Here is a 17,963-nt window from a genome sequence, read left to right as displayed (position 1 = left end):
CAGTCCATGATGACGTCAGTCGACACTGACCTGATCCGGGTTCTGGCCGATCCCCTCAGGCTTCAGATCGTGACCCTGCTCGCCCGCGAGACCCTCTGCACCACCCACCTCGTCGAGGAGACGGGCGCCAAGCAGACCAACCTCTCCAACCACCTGCGCGTGCTGCGTGAGGCCGGTGTGGTGGAGACCGAGCCCTGCGGTCGCTTCACGTACTACCGCCTGAAGCCGGACGTCATCGCCCAGCTCGCCGGTCGGCTCGCCGACCTGGCCGAGTCCGCCCGTACCGCTGCCGAGAACAAGAGGGCCTGTCCGTGACCTCCACCCAAGCGCCCGCTCCGGCGGCGGATTCCTCGGTCGTCGCGAAGCTGTCGACGCTCGACCGCTTCCTCGCCGTCTGGATCCTCCTCGCCATGGGCCTCGGCATCGGGCTCGGGCGGCTGATCCCCGGCCTGAACGACGCGCTGGCCAAGGTCGAGATCGGCGGCATCTCGCTGCCCATCGCCGTCGGCCTGCTGATCATGATGTACCCGGTCCTCGCCAAGGTCCGGTACGACAAGCTCGACGCCGTCACCGGCGACCGCAAGCTCATGGTCTCGTCGCTCGTCATCAACTGGATCATCGGTCCGGCACTCATGTTCGCCCTCGCCTGGATCTTCCTGCCGGATCTGCCCGAGTACCGCACCGGCCTGATCATCGTCGGCCTGGCGCGGTGCATCGCCATGGTGATCATCTGGAACGACCTGGCCTGCGGCGACCGTGAGGCCGCCGCGGTCCTCGTCGCGCTGAACTCGGTCTTCCAGGTCCTCGCCTTCGGTGTCCTGGGCTGGTTCTACCTCGACCTGCTGCCCGGCCGGCTGGGCCTCGGCGAGGGCGAGACGCTCGACATCTCGATGGGGAAGATCGCCCTGAACGTCGTCATCTTCCTCGGCATTCCGCTGGTGGCCGGATTCCTCACCCGGCGGATCGGTGAGAAGCGGATGGGGCGGGAGTCGTACCAGACGAAGTTCCTGCCGAAGATCGGACCGTGGGCGCTCTACGGGCTGCTGTTCACGATCGTCATCCTCTTCGCCCTCCAGGGGAAGACCATCACCTCGCAACCGCTGGACGTCGCGAGGATCGCGCTGCCGCTCCTCGTCTACTTCGCGGTCATGTGGTTCGGCACCTTCGCCCTCGGCAAGGCCATCGGCCTCACCTACGATCGCACCGCGACGCTCGCCTTCACCGCCGCCGGCAACAACTTCGAACTCGCCATCGCCGTCGCCATCGCCACCTTCGGCGTCACCTCCGGGCAGGCGCTCTCCGGAGTCGTCGGCCCGCTCATCGAGGTGCCCGTCCTGGTCGGGCTCGTGTACGTGTCGCTGGCCTGGCGCAAGAAGTTCGCCCCCGCCCAGCGGTGACCCCGCCACGCCATTCCTCGGTGCCCACCCCTCCGACCGGGCGAGGCGCCGTCGTACGAAGGGAAGCCGGAGAGATGAGCAGCGCACTCGACGTCGTCGTGATCGGCGGTGGCCAGGCGGGACTCGCCGCCGGATACCACCTGCGCCGTCTCGGCGGCCTCGACTTCGCGGTCCTGGACGCTCAGCCCACGCCGGGCGGAGCCTGGCAGCGCACGTGGGACTCGCTGCACCTCTTCTCGCCGGCCGCCTACTCGTCCCTGCCCGGTCGCCTGATGCCGCCGCAGCAGGGGGAGGCGTACCCCGACGCCGCACACGTCGTCGACTACCTGACCGACTACGAGCAGCGATACGAGCTCCCCGTCCACCGGCCCGTTCGCGTCGAGGCGGTCCGCCGCGACGGCGAGCACCTTCGTGTCGAGACCGACTCCGGTACCTGGCGGGCCCGCGCCGTCGTCAGCGCCACCGGAACGTGGTCACGGCCGTTCCTCCCCGCCGTCCCCGGCCGTGACGCGTTCCGGGGGTGGCAGCTCCACACCGTCGAGTACCGCACCCCCGGCGAGTTCGCCGGCATGCGCGTCATCGTCGTCGGAGGCGGGAACTCCGGAGCGCAGATCGCCGCCGATCTCGCGTACGACACCGACCTCACCTGGGTCACGCAGCGCCCCGCGCGGTTCCTCTCCGACGACATCGACGGCCGTGCCCTCTTCGACCACGCCACCGCCCGCCGCCGTGCCCTCGACGAAGGCCGCACCGACGGCGGGGGAGTCGCATCGCTCGGTGACATCGTCGCCGTACCGCCTGTACGTGAAGCCCGCGATGCGGGCCTCCTCAAGGCGCAGCCGATGTTCACACGTGTGACGGGGACCGGTGTCGAGTGGGCCGACGGTACGCGGGCCGAGGCCGACGCGATCATCTGGTGCACAGGCTTCCGACCTTCTCTCGCTCACCTCGCCCCGCTCGGGCTCCGCGGTCCTCGCGGACACATCCCCACCCGGGGAACAGAGGCTGTCGGAGAGCCCCGACTTCATCTGCTCGGGTACGGCGACTGGACCGGGCCCGCCTCGGCCACCCTCGTCGGCGTCGGCCGTCCCGCCCGCGAAGCCGCGCGGGCCATCGCGGCCCTTCTGGGCCGAGGCGGCGTGGGTGAACGAACGGTGAACGCCTGACGGATATCGATCCTCGGATTCGCCGCGCGATCTTGTCGGCTCGTATGGTGTCAGAATGGCAATTCCTTTGGCGGGTATACCGATCGAGGACCTGAGCGCGGAGCCGTGTGTTCCATGCGCCCCGGGGCTGCTGATCGACCGCGACGAAGTCGAGATGCTGACCGCGCAGTTGAAGGCGATGGCGGACCAGACCCGCCTCCAGATCGTCCACCTCATTGACCAGTCGCCGGCCGGAGAGCTCTGCGTCTGCGACCTGACCGAGTCGCTCGACCTGGCGCAGCCCACGGTGAGCCGCCACCTGAAGATCCTCACCACAGCAGGGCTGCTGCACCGCGAACAGCGAGGAACCTGGGCATGGTTCTCGATCCGCTGGGATGCTCTGCAGGGGCTCAGGAAGCATGCCTTCCCCCGAGGTATCGACTGCTCGCCGTTCTGACCGCTCTGGTTCAACGCGCCGGCGCCGCGTCCATCTCCACGACGAGATTCTCGACGAGGCTCCTGATGGCGTCGCGGATGGGGCGCACGGCCTCCACGCCCTGCCCGGCCGGGTCGTCGAGCTTCCAGTCGAGGTAGCGCTTGCCAGGGAAGACCTCGCAGGTGTCCCCACAGCCCATCGTGACGCACACGTCCGACTCGCCGACAGCTTCCGTGGTGAGGATCTTGGGGACCTCCGCGGACATGTCGATGCCGACTTCGCGCATCGCTTCGACCGCGGCCGGATTCACCGCCGAAGCCGGGGCGGAGCCCGCCGAGCGGACCTCGATCCGGTCGCCGGCCAAGTGGCGAAGCCACGCGGCGGCCATCTGGGACCGGCCGGCGTTGTGAATGCAGACGAACAGGACAGAGGGCATCCGGGACACCTACGTCTCCTCAAATGGGTTGCGGTGCAAGGTGGTTCAGAAATCTGGTGGTTGACACTGGTTGTGCTCGGTGTGTCACGATCACGCCATGCTGACGTCGGTGAACGCGGAACTGCTGAGGGCCCTGGCGGACCCTCTGCGGCTTCGCGTCGTGTGCCTGCTTGCCCGTGAGTCGCTGTGTACGACTCATCTCGTGGCGGAGACGGGCGCGCGGCAGACGAACCTGTCGAACCATCTCCGGGTTCTCCGGGAAGCGGGTGTCGTGGAGACCGAGCCCTGCGGGCGTTTCACCTACTACCGGCTGCGCCCCGAGACGCTGGTCGAACTGGCCACATTCTTCGGTGCTTTGGCCGACGGAGGTCACGAAGCCGCTGCGGCCCGGCGGCCTTGTGGTTGAAGGTCCGGCCGCTTCTTCTTCGGAGCGCCCGCGTCGTCGCGACGTCCACTCACCCGTGACCTCGCGGGCTGCGGATCGCGATCCGTGCGCGAAGGGTACGCTCTCCCCGCCTCTCTGGCGACCCCGGTGCGGGTGGCTCGACCACACCGACGACCGCGCCGGACAGGTTGAACCGGAGTCATCCGTCCCGCCTGAATCATCGATGACCACCGATCGGTATTCGCCGGGTGTCGTACGGTCCAGGCGTCACCCTGCAGCCTTGGCGACGGAATCCACAAGAGTCGCAAGGTGCGTGGGCGCCCGCGGTCCCTCCCGGCCTCATCTGCATCAACGCCCACACTGGGTGACCTGACCGGTCAGCGCAAGAACCCACAGAGGTGGGCGAATCGGGGCAGGGGCGGCGGGTGGCGGTGACGTCCGGCAAGGGGTCCCCTTCGGCCATTCATCGATCTATTGACATACATCGCTCAACGCTGGCAAGGTTCCGGCCGTCGGCCGACAGCGCCGTTGCCGACCTGGGCGCTGCCCCGCTCCGTCGGCCGGTCTCGGCCCGACCACACGTCGACACAAAGGGTTCCCACCATGGCCGCCACGCCCCACCCGCACTCGTCTACCACCGAGGCACCGGTCCTGCTCCTCATGGGCAGCGGTGACCGCCGCTACCGGGAGTACATCGTGGCGGCCGTCTCCCGCCACTTCCGCCTGTGGCTCCTCGACGCCCACGAGCCGAGTTGGCAACTGCCGTACGTGGAGGGGGTCTCGCTCCTCGACACCAAGAACCTCGACGAACTCCTCGCCGAGGCGAAGAAGGTCATGCAACAGCTCCCCATCGCGGGGGTCTTCACCTACGACGAGTCCCTCGTGCACGCTGCCGCGTGCCTCTCCGAAGCCCTCGGCCTGCCCGGAAGCGCGCCCGATGCGGTGCTCGCCTGCCGCGACAAGGCGACCACCCGGGCACGGCTGACGGCAGCCGACGTGCCGCAGCCGGCCTGCACCCCGGTCTCCACGGCGGCCGAGGCGCGCCGTGCGGCCGACAGGACGGGTTACCCGGTGGTGGTCAAGGCCCGCGGACTCGCAGGCAGCCTCGGTGTCGTCCGGGCCGACCACGGCGACGCAGTCGAAGCGGCGTTCGAGGCGGCGAGCTCCGCCAACTGGCCCGGAGTACCCCGCTACGAGGCCGACGTCCTGGTCGAGGAGTACCTCACCGGTCCCGAGATCAGCATCGACGCGGTCGTCGTCGACGGCGTGTGCACCCCGATGATCGTGGCGCGCAAGCAGGTCGGCATGGAGCCGTACTTCGAGGAGACCGGCCACACCGTCGACGCCGCCGACCCCCTCCTCCAGGACCCTGAACTCCTCGACCAGCTGCACCGCGTCCACAAGGCCCTCGGCTTCGAACACGGCGCCACGCACACCGAGTTCAAACTCACCCCCAAGGGGCCCCGCCTCGTCGAGATCAACGCGCGCCTCGGCGGCGACTTCATCCCTCTCATCGGAATGCTCGCCACCGGGACCGACCCCGCCGTCGCAGCCGCCCACGTGGCGGCCGGACTCGTCCCCGACACCGCGCCGAAGGCGCAGAAGACCGCGGCCATCAGGTTCCTCTACCCGGAGCGCTACTGCGAGGCGGTCGAAGTGGTCGTCCGCACCGACCTCTTCGGGACCACAGTGCACAGCGCGGTCGCGACGGCCGGCCCCGGCACCCGGCTGGCACTCCCGCCCAGGGCGTACATGAATCGGTACGGCTACGTCATCGCCGTCGGCGAGGACCACGACCAGGTGACCGCCGACGTGGACGCCGCGCCCACCCTGGTCGAACTGCGGTCGCGCCCCCTGACCGACTGACCGGTTCCACTCTTCAGGCACCCAAGGAGCCGCCGCCCGTGAGCAAACCCTCCGACCAGCCGTCACTGCGCTGGGACGGCGACGCGATCGTCACCCTCGACCAGCGCGCGCTGCCCCACGAGCGGCGGCTCCTGCGCCTGGACACGGTGGACGACGTCGTCACCGCCATCACGACCCTCGCGGTACGGGGTGCCCCCTCCATCGGACTCGCGGGCGCTCTGGGAGTCGCGCTCTCGGCGTACGCCCACTGCTCGCCGGGCAGCACCGCCGACGGTCAGGCGGCCGTGCGCGCCGACGCACAGCGGCTCGCCGCTGCCCGCCCGACGGCCGTCAACCTTGCCTGGGCCGTCGACAGGGCTCTCGCGAAGCTCGGTGACGGTCCGGACGCGGTCCTCGCGGAAGCGGCCGCCATGATCGACGAGGACCTGGCGGTCAACCGGCAGATGGTCGCCCACGCCGTCCAGGCCGTACGGGACCGCTGCCCGCAGCGGTCCCTGCGGGTCCTGACCCACTGCAACACCGGCCGGCTCGCGACCGCCGCCGTGGGTACCGCCCTCGGCACGATCCTCGCCCTCGCCGACGCCGGAAGGGTCACCGAGGTCCTCGTGGACGAGACCCGACCGCTCCTGCAAGGAGCCCGGCTGACGGCCTGGGAACTGGCCGAAGCCGGTGTGCCGCACCGTGTGTGCGTCGACAGCGCGGCCGCGGCGGCCATGAGCCAGGGGCTGGTCGACTGCGTCCTCGTCGGAGCCGACCGCATCACCGCGCGCGGGGACGTGGCCAACAAGATCGGCACCTACGCGCTGGCGATCGCCGCCGCCCACCACGGCATCCCGTTCATCGTCGTCGCCCCCGAATCGTCCTGGGACAGGTCCCTCGCCGACGGCCGGGACATCGTCATCGAGGAACGCGCCGACGACGAGGTGACCTCCTACGGCGGGGTCCGCACCACCCCGCTCGGTACGCGCGCGTACAACCCCGCCTTCGACGTCACCCCGGCTTCCCTGATCACCGCGATCGTCTCCGAGCACGGTGTCCACCGGACATCCGAGGTGCGGGCATGAGCTACGCGCCGTCCACCGCCGCCGGCAAGCGGGCCGCCCAGCAGCTGGCCGACATCTCCCGCACCCTGTACGAGCGCGGATGGATGCCGGGCACGTCCGGCAACATCTCCATGCGGCTGCCCGACGAGCCGGGCCGCGCGCTGATCACGGCGAGCGGCCGGGACAAGGGCGAACTGACCGCCCGGGATGTCGTCGAGGTCGCCGCCCGCACCGGCCGGGCGTCCCGTCCCGGCCAGGAACGCCCGTCGGCGGAGACCTGTATCCACGCGGCGGTCTACCGCGTCACCGGGGCCCGCGCTGTCATCCACGTCCACTCCCCGTACGCCACCGTCGTCGCCCACCGTGCCGCTGTCCGGGACGCTGTCTCCTCGGTCCGAGTGGAGCGCTTCGAGCTGCTCAAGGGCCTGGGGCTGAAGGATTCGACCTTCGCGGACCTGCCGGTGTTCCCCAACTGGCCCCAGGTCGAACGGATCGCCGACGACGTGGCCGCCCACCTCACGGCGGACCAGGACGGCCCGCCCGGGCTCCTCCTGGCCGATCACGGCATCACCGCGTGGGGCGACTCGCTGGGCCAGGCCAAGAACCGGCTCGAGTGCCTCGAATCGCTCTGCCAACTGCTCGTGCTCTCCCACGCCGAGCTGCATGTCTCCCGTGCCGCGCAGGCACCCGACCACAGGACCGCGCCATGACACTGCTGCAGATCATGCCGGACGACGCACCGGACACCGTCCTGCTCCGCACCCGCGACGAGGACGCCATCGCGCAGGCCCTGCGCGAACGGTCGGTCTCCTTCACCCGCTGGCCGCAGCGCGCGGAGGTGACGCCGCAGACATCGTCCGAGGAACTGCTCGACGCCTATCGGGCAGAGGTCGACGAGCTGTGCGCCGACCAGGGGCTGCGCCTCGTCGATGTCGCCCGTCTGCACCCGGAGGAGGGAGCGGAGTGGCAGGAGCGTGCGGCCGAGGCACGCTCGACGTTCCTCGACGAGCACCGGCACGCCGAGGACGAGGTCCGGTTCTTCGCCCACGGCACCGGCTGCTTCTACCTGCACCTCGACGACCGCGTGTACGCCGTGGTGTGCGAAGCAGGTGACCTTCTGTCGGTCCCGGCCGGCACCCGGCACTGGTTCGACATGGGTCCGGTACCGGACTTCTGCGCCATCCGGTTCTTCGAGAAGGAGGACGGCTGGGTGGGCGACTTCACCCAGGAGCCCATCGCCGCAGGCTTCCCCCGCCTCGACGCGCTCCTTCGGGAAGGCTGATGCCGGTCAGCCGACAGGCCGGAGCTTCCGAGAACGGGTTGCGGGCCGTCGTCCTCGACATCGAGGGAACCACCGGCTCCCTCAGTCACGTACGGGACGTTCTCTTCCCCTACGCGCGTGAGCGGCTCGCTCCCTGGCTCGCCGTTCACCGCGGCACCGCCCCCTGGCGGCAGATCCTCGACGCGGTCACCACCCACACGGGGGCAGTCCAGGACGAGGCAAGTGCTCTGGCGCTCCTGGAGCAGTGGGCCGACGCCGATGTGAAGGCGGCGCCGCTGAAGACGCTGCAGGGACTGATCTGGTCCGGCGGCTACGCGGCGGGCGAGTTGTACGGTCACGTGTACCCGGACGTGCCGCCCGCGCTGGAGCACTGGAAGACACAGGGCACAGGCCGATTCATCTACTCCTCCGGCTCCGTGGCCGCCCAGCGGGACTGGTTCGGCCACACCGCCCACGGCGACCTGCGCCCCCTGCTCGACGGCTACTTCGACCTGACGACGGCCGGCCCCAAGGCGGACGCCGACTCCTACCGTGCGATCGCGGCGGAGCTGGGGCACGCACCCGCCGACCTGCTGTTCGTCAGCGACGTCGGTGCCGAGCTCGACGCCGCGGCCGCGGCCGGCTGGCAGACGGTGGCCGTGCGCCGCCCCGACGACGAACGCACGGCCGTGCCCGGCCACGAGGCCATCGCCTCTCTCACCCCACTCGTTTCCCGACCCGGCCAGGGCAGCTGGACGGCGCCGGTCGACACGCACACGCAGGAGGACCCAGACGATGAGTGATCCGTCCGACTCGGCGCCGAAGGCCGACATCGCGGTCATCGGCGGCAGCGGCTTCTACGAACTCCTGGAGTCGGTGGAGCGCGTCGAGGTCACCACCCCGTACGGCGCACCCTCCGACGCGGTGTCCGTCGGCACCGTGGGAGACCGCAGAGTGGCCTTCCTGCCCCGGCACGGCAGCCACCACGAACTTCTCCCGCACCGCATCAACTACCGCGCCAACATGTGGGCCCTGCGCTCGCTGGGGGTACGGCAGGTCCTCGCGCCCTGCGCCGTCGGCTCGCTGCGCGGTTCCCTCGGCCCCGGAAGCGTCGTCCTCCCCGACCAGCTCGTCGACCGGACCGCCGGGCGTGTGCAGACGTACTACGAGCACGGCGCCACCCACGTGTCGTTCGCCGACCCGTACTGCGCGTCGGGCCGCGCGGCCGTGCTCAAGGCCGCGGGGGAGGCGGGCGCCGACGTCCACGACGGGGGAGTGATGGTGGTCGTCGAGGGCCCCCGGTTCTCCACCCGGGCGGAGTCCCAGTGGTACGCCTCCGCAGGCTGGTCCCTGATCAACATGACCGGGCACCCCGAAGCGGTACTCGCGCGTGAACTCGCCCTCTGCTACACCTCCATAGCCCTGGTCACCGACTACGACGCGGGTGTGGAGCATGGAGAAGGCGTCTCGCAGGACGAGGTGTTCCGCGTGTTCGCGGCGAACGTGGAACGCCTGAAGGACCTGGTCCTGAAGACCGTCGACGTACTGGACCGCGAGAGGGAATGCGCGTGCGCGACGGCGCTCGACGGGATGGACCTGCCGTTCGAGCTGCCCTGACACGGTGGCCGGTACGGGCCATCTCCCCACCGATCAGGGACATCCGGGCTGATGCCGGTCACCATGGTGACCGGCATCGGTCATTCGACCACCGGGCTGCGGCGCTCCACGAGCAGGACGTCGCGCCAGGCGCCGTGATGTCGGGCCACGCGCTCCCGCCGGCCCAGCACGCGGAATCCCACGGACTCGTGCAGGGCCAGGCTCGCCACGTTCTCGGGGAAGATGCCGGCCTGGATCGTCCAGATGCCTGCCTTCTCCGTGGAGCCGATCAACGCCTCCAGAAGCGCGCGCCCCACACCGGCTCCGCGCGCTGTGGGACTGACGTACACGGAATGCTCGACGACCCCCGCGTACGCGGGGCGAGCCGAGACGCGGGACACCGCCGTCCAGCCGGCGACCCGCCGTTGCGGGTCGAGCGCCACGAGCCGGTGGGCCTGCAGCTTGGAGGTGTCGAAGGCGCTCCACGGCGGTGCGACCGTCTCGAACGTGGCGTTTCCCTCGTCGATGCCCTGCTGGTAGATCGCCATGACGGCGGACGCGTGGTCGTCCGTCATGGGGGCGAGAGCGATTGCGGTGCGTGGGGGTGTGGCCATGCTCGGCTCCTTTCCGGGTGCGCTCCTGGAAGGTGCGCACGGGCGGGTACGGCGACGCTCCTGCGGCGGCGTCTGCCGCCACAGGAGCGTGGGTGGGGGGTGAGGAGGAGTTCCGGGTCAGAGAATCGCCAGCGAGACCAGGCCGATGCCCACGCTGCCGAGCAGGCCCACGCCGAGGTAGAACGCGAAGACCTTCGCCTTGACGACGCTCTTGACGGCCACCATCGCCGGGATCGTCGTGATGGCACCGCCGAGGAGGAAGGTGACACCCGCGGCAGCGACCATGCCCTGGTCCAGGAGGCCCTCGACGACCGGGATCGCACCGACGCCGTTGAGGTAGAGAGGGACGCTGATGAGCCCGGCGACCAGGACGGAGAGAACCCCGTCCGTGCCCAGGATGCCCGACACGACGTCGGTGGGCACGTAGCGGACGATCAGGGCTTCGAGGACGATGGCGAGCAGCAGCCACTTGCCCAGGATCAGCGAGTCGCTGACGATCTCCTTGAGGATCTCGCCGGCGCGCAGGTTCTTGATGTCACGCCGGACGAGCACACGCCACGGAGTGCCGTCGTCGTCCGCGTCGTTCCGTGCGGCGGTGGAGCAACCTCCCGCCGCAGGCTCGGGCTCCTGCGCGGCGCCTCCGCAGCCACCCTCGGACGTGCCGCCGCCGGCACCGCCGCCACCGACGGTCACGGGCTCGGGGACGGTCGCCTTCGCCGTGGAGCACGCCGTCTCGGGAACGGTCACCGTCTCCTGCGAGCAGCTCTTCGCGGGCGTCTTCTCCTCAGTGGAGTCGAGCAGCGGATCGGCGAACCGCCCACGCCGTTCGAGCGCCAGGACGAGGAGACCCGCGCCGAAGCTCAGCACCAGGGCGCCGATGAGGCGGGCCGTGGCGATGGGGAGCCCGAGCTGAGCGGCGGAGAGCGCGTAGATCTCCGGGTCCATGGAGGGGGAGGCGATCCAGAACGACATGACCGCCGAGAGCGGGACGCCGGCTATCAGGAAGCGGCGGATCAGCGGGATCACGGTGAAGGAGCAGAAGGGGCTGAACGCTCCGATGGCCGTGACGATGGCGATGCCGAGGACGCCCCTGCGCCCGTGGGCGAAGCTGCGGCGCGCGACCACGTCGATCGACAGACGCTGTACGGCGATCCCCAGAACGATGGCGACCAGGAACCACGGGAGATAGTGCAGCACCTCGAACAGGATGAACCGGCCAAGGGCCAGCAATTCGTCCACAGGTGAACCTCTCTGAGACGGTGACACATGAGGGGAGCGGCGCCGTGAGGGGACGTACGGGGGACGTGACGAGCCGCGTGGGGAGGCTCGAACGGCATCCCCTTTATCGAATATCGATGATAGACGATTAAAGAGATGCTCGGCAATGGGGATCGGAGGCCCCTCGTCGCACCGAAGGGGCCTGCCCTGCGCTTTCGGAGGCGGTTGCCGGAAAGTGAGGCTTGTTCCCAGGTCGGGCTGATGCGACTGCCTTCCATGTGGCGTCTACACAGTCACGCGCGCCAGCGGTTTCAGGCGTGCTTGTGACGCCGACAGGCCTCCGCGGGCCCTCCGTAGGCCCCATCTGCGTGGAGCGAACCTTGCCGTCGCGGGTGGTCATCGAATAACATCGATGGATCATGAGCGGTACGATGAATGCCCAGCTGATCGACCGAAGCACGGCCGAGTCCTACGCAACCTGGTTCAAGGCCCTCTCCGACCCCACCCGCGTGCAGATCCTCAATCTCCTCGCGCTGGCAACCGGGCCGATGAGTGTCGGAGAGATCGTGGACCGGATGGGCGTCGGACAGTCGACGGTGTCCCACCACCTGAAGCTGCTCGCCGACGTGCGATTCGTCCTGCGCGAGCGCCAGGGGACCTCGATGCTCTACTCCATCAACGTCGCCTGTGTGGCCTGCTTCCCCAGTGCTGCCGACGCCGTCATGGGCCGCCCCGCGGCCTCGGCGTGAGGGCCGGCCCCTTGACCGAGTCGACCCCCCACATACCCGGTGCGACCCTTACCGCCTGCTGCCCGCCCCTCGTGACCGCCGCGCTGTCCGAAGGGGACGCCGAGATCATGGCCGCGATGTTCAAGGCGCTGGCCGACCCTGTCCGACTCCGCCTCCTGTCCAGAGTGGCCTCGCACCCCAACGGTGAGGCGTGCGTCTGCGACATAGCCGACGTGGGCGTCTCCCAGCCCACGGTCAGCCACCATCTGAAGAAGCTCCGGGAAGCGGGCCTGCTCACCTCCGAGCGGCGGGGCACCTGGGTGTACTACCGCCCGGCGCCCGGCGTCCTGGCCTCGCTGGGCGAGTTTCTCGCCGACACCGAGAAGGCCGGTGAGGAAGAGATCTCTCTGGCGGCCCAGGGATCCTGACGTTCGGCGCCGCCGTCCCCGAACACGGGCGGCGGCGCCGTTCTGTCGTGGTGTGCATGCCCGCATGCCCGCATGCCCGCATGCCCGCATGCCCGCATGCCCGCATCCGGGCATGCGTGCTTGCTTGCCTTCAGTCGATGTGCGGGCTGCGACGCTCCACGAGGACGGTGTCGCGCCAGACGCCGTGGTGGCGGCCGACACGCTCGCGCGTGCCGATGATTCGGAAGCCCGCACGGGCGTGGACGGCGAGGCTGGCGGAGTTCTCAGGGAAGATGCCGGACTGAATCGTCCAGATCCCGGCCGCCTCGGTGGAGTCGATGAGCGCCTTCAGGAGCCCCGAGGCGACGCCGCGCCCTCGCGCACCGGGGTGTACGTACACGGAGTGCTCGACGACTCCGGCGTACGCGCACCGGTCGGAGACCTTCGTGGCCGCCACCCATCCGAGCACCCGGCCGGCCTCGTCGACCGCGGCGAATCGGTGCTCGGGCGTCTTGGCCGCGTCGAACTGTTCCCAGGTCGGAGCGACGGTCTCGAAGGTGGCGTTGCCCTCGTCGATGCCGGCCTGGTAGATCGCGACGACCTCGTCGGCGTGATCGGCCGTGAGGGGTACGACGGTGATGGTGCGGGTGGCTGATCCGGTCATGGGGCGGAGTCTCCCAGACGGTGGTGCGAATCCGGCGCCGAGGCGGGCCTGGGAGGAGCGGCCGAACGCTGGGTGACACCCAGTGTTTCTTGCCGTGAGGTAGGTCAGGCCGAGGCCGCCTTGGTGAGGAGGGCTCCCATGGCCGCGAGCACGGTGGGCTCGACGCGGTAGTACACCCAGGTGCCGCGCCGTTCCGAGGAGAGCAGCCCGGCTTCCTTGAGCTTCTTCAGGTGGTGGGAGACCGTGGGCTGCGAGACGCCGACGTCGGAGATGTCGCAGACGCACGCCTCGCCGCCCTCGTGCGAGGCGACGGAGGAGAAGAGCCGCAGGCGGACCGGATCGCCCAGCGCCTTGAACATGACAGCCGTCCGCTCGGCCTCCTCGGCGGTCAGCGGCCGCTCGTCGAGAGGCGGGCAGCAGGGCTCCATCTCGGGCTCCAGTACCGGCAGCACCTTCACGTTCGACATGTATCTATGTTGACACATGTCGAACCAACCGCCCGAGGCTCTGTCGGACGGGGGGCCAGGGTCGCTCTGGCGCGTAGCGCCACGGCCCGTCCTCGCAGTCGATGCGCACCCCGTTCTCGTAGAAGCAGAACTTGACCCGCAGTACGTCCTCGGAGTGCGCCACGGCCTTGCCGGAGTTGCCGGAGCCGTTGTCGTCGCTCTGGTCGGAGCAGGTCAGGCCGTTCTTCCACGGAATGTGGGCCCCGATCGCGGAGCCGTCGGCGTTCCCGTCGTGCACCCGCACCCATGACTGGTTGCCGGCCTGGTCGGGGCCGTTGTCGACTTCGATCCGGTTGTCGTGGAAGGTCCACTCGCACCGCCACCCAGTACAGCCATCGGCGGTGGCCATGGGCGCCGGTCGGAACTGCCGCAGCTGTGCCGCTCGGCCGCGCGCGCACGTGCCGCCTCGCTCTGCCGGCGAGGGATCGGGGCCTTCAATTCGATAGATGTCTATGTTGACCCCTGTCGAATCAAGTGCCATGCTGAAGGCGCAAGAGATCGACGAACGTCGAATCAAAGGGGAAGATCCGTGAACGTCACCGCCATCGACCAGCTGCCCGTCGTGGTGGTCGGAGCCGGGCCCGCCGGTCTGGCCGCTGCCGCGCACCTCGTCGACCGGGGCCTGGAACCCTTGGTCCTGGAGGCCGGCGCCCAGGCGGGAGCCGCTGTACAGGAGTGGTCCCACGTGCGGCTCTTCTCCGCATGGGCCGAGGTCGTCGACCCCGCCGCCGAGAAGCTCCTGGCTCCGACCGGCTGGGTGAAGCCCGACGCGGGCACCTACCCGACCGGCGGGGACTGGGCGGCCGCCTACCTCCAGCCGCTCGCGGACGTCCTCGGTGACAGGATCCGTCTCGACGCCCGGGTCACCGGCGTCTCCCGTACCGGACGCGACCGCGTCGTCGATGCCGACCGTGAGCAGCAGCCCTTCACCGTGCACATCCGGTACGCCGACGGACGCGAGGAGCGCGTCCTCGCCCGGGCCGTGATCGACGCCTCCGGTACGTGGTCCACCCCGAGCCCCGCCGGTGGCGACGGCCTCCCGGCCCTCGGCGAGCGCGCGGCGGCCGACCGGATCTCCTACCGCGTTCCCGATCTCAAGGACCCCGCCGTGCGGGCGCGTTACGCAGGCAGGCGCACCGCCGTCATCGGCTCCGGAGCCTCCGCCTTCACCGCCCTCGCCTCGCTCGCCGCCCTTGCGAAGTCCCGGGACGGCGCGGGCACCCGTGCGACATGGATCCTGCGGCGCGCCATCTCGGGCAACACCTTCGGCGGAGGCAGCGCCGATCAGCTCCCCGCCCGCGGTGCCCTCGGCCTCGCGGCGAAGGCCGCGGTCGACGAGGGGTACGCGGACGCCGTCACCGGCTTCCGTACGGATGCGATCGAGCGCGACGGCGCGCGCCTGGTCCTGGTCGCCGAGGACGGCCGCCGGCTCGACCCGGTCGACGAGGTCATCGTCCTCACCGGCTTCCGCCCCGACCTGACCTTCCTCGACGAGCTCCGCCTCGGCCTGGACGACCGTCTCCAGGCCCCGGTCGAGCTGGCTCCGCTGATCGACCCGAACCAGCACTCCTGCGGCACGGTCCACCCGCACGGTGTGAAGGAGCTGGCGCACCCGGAGGAAGGCGTGTACCTGGTGGGCATGAAGTCCTACGGCCGAGCCCCCTCCTTCCTCGCCCTCACCGGCTACGAGCAGGTCCGCTCGGTCGTCGCCGCCATCGCCGGCGACCGTGAGTCCGCCGAACGCGTCGAGTTGGTCCTCCCCGAGACCGGGGTCTGCGGCGGAGCCGGCCTCTTCGACCAGCCCGCCGACACCACGACCGACGGCGGCTGCTGCGCGAGCCCCACGGCGCTCCGGATCGGCGTCGGAGCCCCGGCCGCCTCCGGCGGCTGCTGACCCTGAACCATCCACCCACCCGCAGCTGGAGGAACACGATGTCCCGCGTACAGCTCGCCCTGCGCGTTCCCGACTTGGCGGCATCCATCGCCTTCTACACCAAGCTCTTCGGCACCGAACCGGCCAAGCTCCGTGACGGCTACGCCAATTTCGCCATCGCGGAACCGCCGCTCAAGCTCGTCCTCGTCGAAGGCGCCGAGAATGAGGACACCCGTCTGGACCACCTCGGCGTCGAGGTCGACACCACCGAGGCGGTCCACGCCGCCACCGCCCGCCTGGGCGAGGCCGGTCTGCCGACGACGGAGGAGAACGACACCACCTGTTGTTACGCCCTCCAGGACAAGGTGTGGGTCCACGGCCCCGGCCGCGAACCGTGGGAGGTGTACGTCGTCAAAGCCGACGCCGACACCCTGACCGAGCAACAGGGCAGCGCCTGCTGCGCCGGCACAGCGGCCACCGCCGACAACAAGGCGAGTGAACCGGTCGCCGCCGGCGGATGCTGCTGATCTCTCGATGACCCACCTTCACACCCGCGGAGCCGCGACCGGAGCAGGGGACCGGTCGCGGCCCCGTGCCGTTCTCCCCGCGCTCTGTGCCACCCAGATCACCGGCTGGGGCATCGTCTACTACGCCTTCCCGGTCCTGAACCCACAGATCACCGCTGACAGCGGATGGTCCACCGGAGCCACGATGGCGGCGTTCTCGCTCGCCCTGGTCGTCTCCGGGATCGCCGGGATACGCGTGGGCCGCATCATCGACCACCGCGGCCCACGCACGGTCATGACGGCGGGCTCCGTGTCCGGGGTCCTGAGTCTGGTGATCGTGGCCCTGGCGCCGAACCTTCCGGTGTTCTTCGCCGGGTGGCTGCTGGGCGGGCTGGCCATGGCGGCCACCTTCTACCAGCCCGCGTTCGCCGCACTCACCCGCTGGTGGGCCCCTGACCACGTCCGCGCCCTCACGATCGTCACTCTTGCCGGCGGCCTCGCCTCCACGGTCTTCGCCCCGCTCACCGCGGCCCTGGCCGACCAACTGTCGTGGCGCGAGACCTATCTGGTGCTGGCGGCGATCCTCGCCGCCGTCACCATCCCGGCCCACGCGATCGCGCTCAAAGCACCCTGGCCGCCAGCACCACCCTCCTTGGCCGGTACGGACGCGAGCCCCGGCTCGGTCGCCCGCAGCCGACCGTTCCTCCTGCTCGCCGCCGCGTTCACGCTGTCGTCCTTCGCGATGTACGCCGTCGTCGTCACGCTCGTCCCGCTTCTGCTCGAACGCGGTTACACCACATCCGAAGCGGCCTGGGCTCTCGGCCTCGGCGGCGCGGGCCAGACCCTCGGCCGCACGCTCTACGCCCCGCTCGCCCGCCACACCGGCACGACAGTCCGCACCACGACCCTCATCGCACTGGGCGCCCTGACCACCGCGGCACTCGCCGTCACACCGGGCCCCTACGGCCTGGTGATCGCGGTGTCGATCGCGGCAGGCATGGTCCGCGGCAACCTCACCCTCCTCCAGGCGACCGCGATCACCGACCGCTGGGGCACACAGCACTACGGCCGACTCTCCGCGACCCTCAGCGCCCCAGCCATGACGGCCTCAGCTCTCGCGCCCTTCGCCGCAGCCACCCTTGCCTCGGTTCTTGGAGGCTACCCGGAGTTGTTCGGAGTGCTTGCCGGCCTCGCGGCGGCGTCTGCTGTCGTGGCCACGGCTACATCGGTACGCGGCAGGAGCCAGGTCCGATCCGGACGCGCGGCCGCAGATCCGCAGTCTTCATGGTGAGAACGCCTTGTGACGTGTGCTGTACCAAAGTGCCGACCAGCACTGCGACTCTGCCCCTCCGGCGCTTGGCACTGCTTGGCATCAGCGCAGGTCACGACCATTGCCTGGCGCCAAGGAGCAGTCTTGGCCACAGACACCCCGCGCGACGCCCCGGCGGCCCCGAAGCGCCGCCGGGCCGGACGGGGTCAGCGGTACTCGCAGAGGTAGGCGGTCTCCACCGCGACCCGCAGCTGGAACGTGCTGTCGCCGGGGACCTTGAAGTGATCCCCGGCGGCGAACGTCTCCCAGGCGTCGGCGCCGGGCAGCCGCACCGTCAGGGCGCCGCTGACCACGTGCATGATCTCCGCGGCGGCCGTGCCGAACTCGTACTCCCCGGGAGCCATGACCCCGATGGTCGCGGGGCCCTGCTCCTGCGTGAACGCGATCGACGTGACCGTGCCGTCGAAGTACTCGTTGACCGTAAACATGGGCATCCTCATGCGAATCGGGCGACAGGGGTGGCCGGGGCATCGTGTACCGGCCACGCGTAGGGGCACTTTATGGGCCCGGCGGGAGCCGACAAATCCCCGGCCGACCCGGTCTCACGTACTG

Annotated in this window: 23 protein-coding genes; 16 read left to right on the top strand and 7 right to left on the bottom strand. The window is 70.1% G+C overall.

The genetic code is table 11. The features are described from left to right. Positions 1-6: 6 nt before the first annotated feature. The 4 genes from ACIP8Z_RS02260 to ACIP8Z_RS02245 all read left to right on the top strand — a co-directional run bounded on the left by ACIP8Z_RS02260 (position 7) and on the right by ACIP8Z_RS02245 (position 2,999). On the top strand, positions 7-315 hold the full coding sequence (locus ACIP8Z_RS02260; protein ID WP_402077616.1) for an ArsR/SmtB family transcription factor: 309 nt from the start codon (positions 7-9) through the stop codon (positions 313-315). Then, positions 312-1,397, top strand: a complete 1,086-nt coding sequence (gene arsB, locus ACIP8Z_RS02255) for an ACR3 family arsenite efflux transporter (protein ID WP_402077614.1) — start codon at positions 312-314, stop codon at positions 1,395-1,397. The genes ACIP8Z_RS02260 and arsB overlap by 4 nt, the downstream gene beginning before the upstream one ends. A gap of 74 nt (positions 1,398-1,471) precedes the next feature. Beyond that, positions 1,472-2,563, top strand: coding sequence for an ArsO family NAD(P)H-dependent flavin-containing monooxygenase (locus ACIP8Z_RS02250; RefSeq protein ID WP_402077612.1), 1,092 nt, complete (start codon positions 1,472-1,474; stop codon positions 2,561-2,563). Positions 2,564-2,618: 55 nt separating this feature from the next. Then, the gene (locus ACIP8Z_RS02245) at positions 2,619-2,999 is read left to right on the top strand and encodes an ArsR/SmtB family transcription factor (RefSeq protein ID WP_402077610.1); all 381 of its coding nucleotides are present in this window, start codon (positions 2,619-2,621) and stop codon (positions 2,997-2,999) included. 10 nt (positions 3,000-3,009) lie between these two features. Here ACIP8Z_RS02245 and ACIP8Z_RS02240 read toward each other — a convergent pair whose 3' ends face one another. Beyond that, positions 3,010-3,423 (bottom strand): arsenate reductase ArsC, encoded by a 414-nt coding sequence (locus ACIP8Z_RS02240; protein ID WP_402077608.1) that lies wholly within the window; start codon positions 3,421-3,423, stop codon positions 3,010-3,012. A gap of 88 nt (positions 3,424-3,511) precedes the next feature. Here ACIP8Z_RS02240 and ACIP8Z_RS02235 point away from each other — a divergent pair, with 88 nt between their 5' ends. The 7 genes from ACIP8Z_RS02235 (at position 3,512) to ACIP8Z_RS02205 (ending at position 9,586) form a co-directional block, all read left to right on the top strand. Continuing rightward, entirely contained in the window at positions 3,512-3,820 is a 309-nt protein-coding gene (locus tag ACIP8Z_RS02235; RefSeq protein WP_402077606.1) for an ArsR/SmtB family transcription factor, read from the top strand. Between the two features lie 582 nt (positions 3,821-4,402). Beyond that, entirely contained in the window at positions 4,403-5,665 is a 1,263-nt protein-coding gene (locus ACIP8Z_RS02230) for an ATP-grasp domain-containing protein (protein ID WP_402077603.1), read from the top strand. Positions 5,666-5,703: 38 nt separating this feature from the next. Then, positions 5,704-6,729 carry an S-methyl-5-thioribose-1-phosphate isomerase gene (gene mtnA, locus ACIP8Z_RS02225; RefSeq protein ID WP_402077601.1) on the top strand — a complete coding sequence of 342 codons (1,026 nt, stop codon included), beginning with the start codon at positions 5,704-5,706 and terminating at the stop codon, positions 6,727-6,729. Continuing rightward, complete coding sequence (gene mtnB, locus ACIP8Z_RS02220; protein ID WP_402077599.1) at positions 6,726-7,418, top strand: methylthioribulose 1-phosphate dehydratase; 693 nt, start codon at positions 6,726-6,728, stop codon at positions 7,416-7,418. Before mtnA ends, mtnB begins: the two co-directional genes overlap by 4 nt. Further along, a complete protein-coding gene (locus tag ACIP8Z_RS02215) occupies positions 7,415-7,990 on the top strand; it encodes a 1,2-dihydroxy-3-keto-5-methylthiopentene dioxygenase (protein ID WP_402077597.1) in 576 nt (191 codons plus the stop codon). Before mtnB ends, ACIP8Z_RS02215 begins: the two co-directional genes overlap by 4 nt. Further along, entirely contained in the window at positions 7,990-8,772 is a 783-nt protein-coding gene (gene mtnC, locus ACIP8Z_RS02210) for an acireductone synthase (protein WP_402077595.1), read from the top strand. Before ACIP8Z_RS02215 ends, mtnC begins: the two co-directional genes overlap by 1 nt. Further along, complete coding sequence (locus ACIP8Z_RS02205) at positions 8,765-9,586, top strand: S-methyl-5'-thioadenosine phosphorylase (protein WP_402077593.1); 822 nt, start codon at positions 8,765-8,767, stop codon at positions 9,584-9,586. Before mtnC ends, ACIP8Z_RS02205 begins: the two co-directional genes overlap by 8 nt. 80 nt (positions 9,587-9,666) lie before the next feature. On the opposite strand, the gene ACIP8Z_RS02200 is transcribed toward ACIP8Z_RS02205, so the two are convergent. Then, the gene (locus ACIP8Z_RS02200; RefSeq protein WP_402077590.1) at positions 9,667-10,179 is read right to left on the bottom strand and encodes a GNAT family N-acetyltransferase; all 513 of its coding nucleotides are present in this window, start codon (positions 10,177-10,179) and stop codon (positions 9,667-9,669) included. A gap of 117 nt (positions 10,180-10,296) precedes the next feature. Further along, a complete protein-coding gene (locus tag ACIP8Z_RS02195; protein WP_402077588.1) occupies positions 10,297-11,418 on the bottom strand; it encodes a permease in 1,122 nt (373 codons plus the stop codon). A gap of 398 nt (positions 11,419-11,816) precedes the next feature. Here ACIP8Z_RS02195 and ACIP8Z_RS02190 point away from each other — a divergent pair, with 398 nt between their 5' ends. Both ACIP8Z_RS02190 and ACIP8Z_RS02185 read left to right on the top strand, forming a co-directional pair. Beyond that, entirely contained in the window at positions 11,817-12,146 is a 330-nt protein-coding gene (locus ACIP8Z_RS02190; RefSeq protein ID WP_229902042.1) for a metalloregulator ArsR/SmtB family transcription factor, read from the top strand. A gap of 11 nt (positions 12,147-12,157) precedes the next feature. Next, positions 12,158-12,553, top strand: a complete 396-nt coding sequence (locus ACIP8Z_RS02185; RefSeq protein ID WP_402077585.1) for an ArsR/SmtB family transcription factor — start codon at positions 12,158-12,160, stop codon at positions 12,551-12,553. 130 nt (positions 12,554-12,683) lie between these two features. Here ACIP8Z_RS02185 and ACIP8Z_RS02180 read toward each other — a convergent pair whose 3' ends face one another. The 3 genes from ACIP8Z_RS02180 to ACIP8Z_RS02170 all read right to left on the bottom strand — a co-directional run bounded on the left by ACIP8Z_RS02180 (position 12,684) and on the right by ACIP8Z_RS02170 (position 14,051). Then, on the bottom strand, positions 12,684-13,196 hold the full coding sequence (locus tag ACIP8Z_RS02180; protein ID WP_402077582.1) for a GNAT family N-acetyltransferase: 513 nt from the start codon (positions 13,194-13,196) through the stop codon (positions 12,684-12,686). Positions 13,197-13,300: 104 nt separating this feature from the next. Beyond that, positions 13,301-13,663 carry an ArsR/SmtB family transcription factor gene (locus ACIP8Z_RS02175; RefSeq protein WP_402077581.1) on the bottom strand — a complete coding sequence of 121 codons (363 nt, stop codon included), beginning with the start codon at positions 13,661-13,663 and terminating at the stop codon, positions 13,301-13,303. Between the two features lie 4 nt (positions 13,664-13,667). Next, on the bottom strand, positions 13,668-14,051 hold the full coding sequence (locus ACIP8Z_RS02170) for a hypothetical protein (protein ID WP_402077579.1): 384 nt from the start codon (positions 14,049-14,051) through the stop codon (positions 13,668-13,670). Positions 14,052-14,231: 180 nt separating this feature from the next. On the opposite strand from ACIP8Z_RS02170, the gene ACIP8Z_RS02165 reads away from it, so the two are divergent. From ACIP8Z_RS02165 to ACIP8Z_RS02155, 3 genes are read left to right on the top strand one after another with little or no spacing between them, the layout of a single operon-like run. Next, positions 14,232-15,596, top strand: a complete 1,365-nt coding sequence (locus tag ACIP8Z_RS02165) for an NAD(P)-binding domain-containing protein (RefSeq protein WP_402077576.1) — start codon at positions 14,232-14,234, stop codon at positions 15,594-15,596. 38 nt (positions 15,597-15,634) lie between these two features. Beyond that, positions 15,635-16,102: an ArsI/CadI family heavy metal resistance metalloenzyme gene (locus ACIP8Z_RS02160; protein WP_402077575.1), complete on the top strand. Its 468-nt coding sequence runs from the start codon at positions 15,635-15,637 to the stop codon at positions 16,100-16,102. Positions 16,103-16,109: 7 nt separating this feature from the next. Beyond that, positions 16,110-17,372, top strand: coding sequence for an MFS transporter (locus ACIP8Z_RS02155; protein ID WP_402077573.1), 1,263 nt, complete (start codon positions 16,110-16,112; stop codon positions 17,370-17,372). A 185-nt stretch (positions 17,373-17,557) separates the two neighbouring features. On the opposite strand, the gene ACIP8Z_RS02150 is transcribed toward ACIP8Z_RS02155, so the two are convergent. Next, positions 17,558-17,839, bottom strand: coding sequence for a pyrimidine/purine nucleoside phosphorylase (locus ACIP8Z_RS02150; RefSeq protein ID WP_319312257.1), 282 nt, complete (start codon positions 17,837-17,839; stop codon positions 17,558-17,560). Between the last annotated feature and the right edge of the window lie 124 nt (positions 17,840-17,963).

The organism is Streptomyces sp. NPDC088553 (assembly GCF_044752965.1).
Taxonomy (GTDB): domain Bacteria; phylum Actinomycetota; class Actinomycetes; order Streptomycetales; family Streptomycetaceae; genus Streptomyces.
This window is presented reverse-complemented; position numbering and strand designations above follow the sequence as displayed.

Coding starts and splice junctions, on each gene's coding strand:
- ACIP8Z_RS02260 (WP_402077616.1), top strand. CDS start 7: ATGATGACGTCAGTCGACACTGACCTGATCCGGGTTCTGGCCGATCCC.
- ACIP8Z_RS02250 (WP_402077612.1), top strand. CDS start 1,472: ATGAGCAGCGCACTCGACGTCGTCGTGATCGGCGGTGGCCAGGCGGGA.
- ACIP8Z_RS02245 (WP_402077610.1), top strand. CDS start 2,619: ATGGCAATTCCTTTGGCGGGTATACCGATCGAGGACCTGAGCGCGGAG.
- ACIP8Z_RS02235 (WP_402077606.1), top strand. CDS start 3,512: ATGCTGACGTCGGTGAACGCGGAACTGCTGAGGGCCCTGGCGGACCCT.
- ACIP8Z_RS02230 (WP_402077603.1), top strand. CDS start 4,403: ATGGCCGCCACGCCCCACCCGCACTCGTCTACCACCGAGGCACCGGTC.
- mtnB (WP_402077599.1), top strand. CDS start 6,726: ATGAGCTACGCGCCGTCCACCGCCGCCGGCAAGCGGGCCGCCCAGCAG.
- ACIP8Z_RS02215 (WP_402077597.1), top strand. CDS start 7,415: ATGACACTGCTGCAGATCATGCCGGACGACGCACCGGACACCGTCCTG.
- mtnC (WP_402077595.1), top strand. CDS start 7,990: ATGCCGGTCAGCCGACAGGCCGGAGCTTCCGAGAACGGGTTGCGGGCC.
- ACIP8Z_RS02205 (WP_402077593.1), top strand. CDS start 8,765: ATGAGTGATCCGTCCGACTCGGCGCCGAAGGCCGACATCGCGGTCATC.
- ACIP8Z_RS02200 (WP_402077590.1), bottom strand. CDS start 10,179: ATGGCCACACCCCCACGCACCGCAATCGCTCTCGCCCCCATGACGGAC.
- ACIP8Z_RS02190 (WP_229902042.1), top strand. CDS start 11,817: ATGAGCGGTACGATGAATGCCCAGCTGATCGACCGAAGCACGGCCGAG.
- ACIP8Z_RS02180 (WP_402077582.1), bottom strand. CDS start 13,196: ATGACCGGATCAGCCACCCGCACCATCACCGTCGTACCCCTCACGGCC.
- ACIP8Z_RS02175 (WP_402077581.1), bottom strand. CDS start 13,663: ATGTCGAACGTGAAGGTGCTGCCGGTACTGGAGCCCGAGATGGAGCCC.
- ACIP8Z_RS02170 (WP_402077579.1), bottom strand. CDS start 14,051: ATGGCCACCGCCGATGGCTGTACTGGGTGGCGGTGCGAGTGGACCTTC.
- ACIP8Z_RS02160 (WP_402077575.1), top strand. CDS start 15,635: ATGTCCCGCGTACAGCTCGCCCTGCGCGTTCCCGACTTGGCGGCATCC.
- ACIP8Z_RS02155 (WP_402077573.1), top strand. CDS start 16,110: ATGACCCACCTTCACACCCGCGGAGCCGCGACCGGAGCAGGGGACCGG.
- ACIP8Z_RS02150 (WP_319312257.1), bottom strand. CDS start 17,839: ATGTTTACGGTCAACGAGTACTTCGACGGCACGGTCACGTCGATCGCG.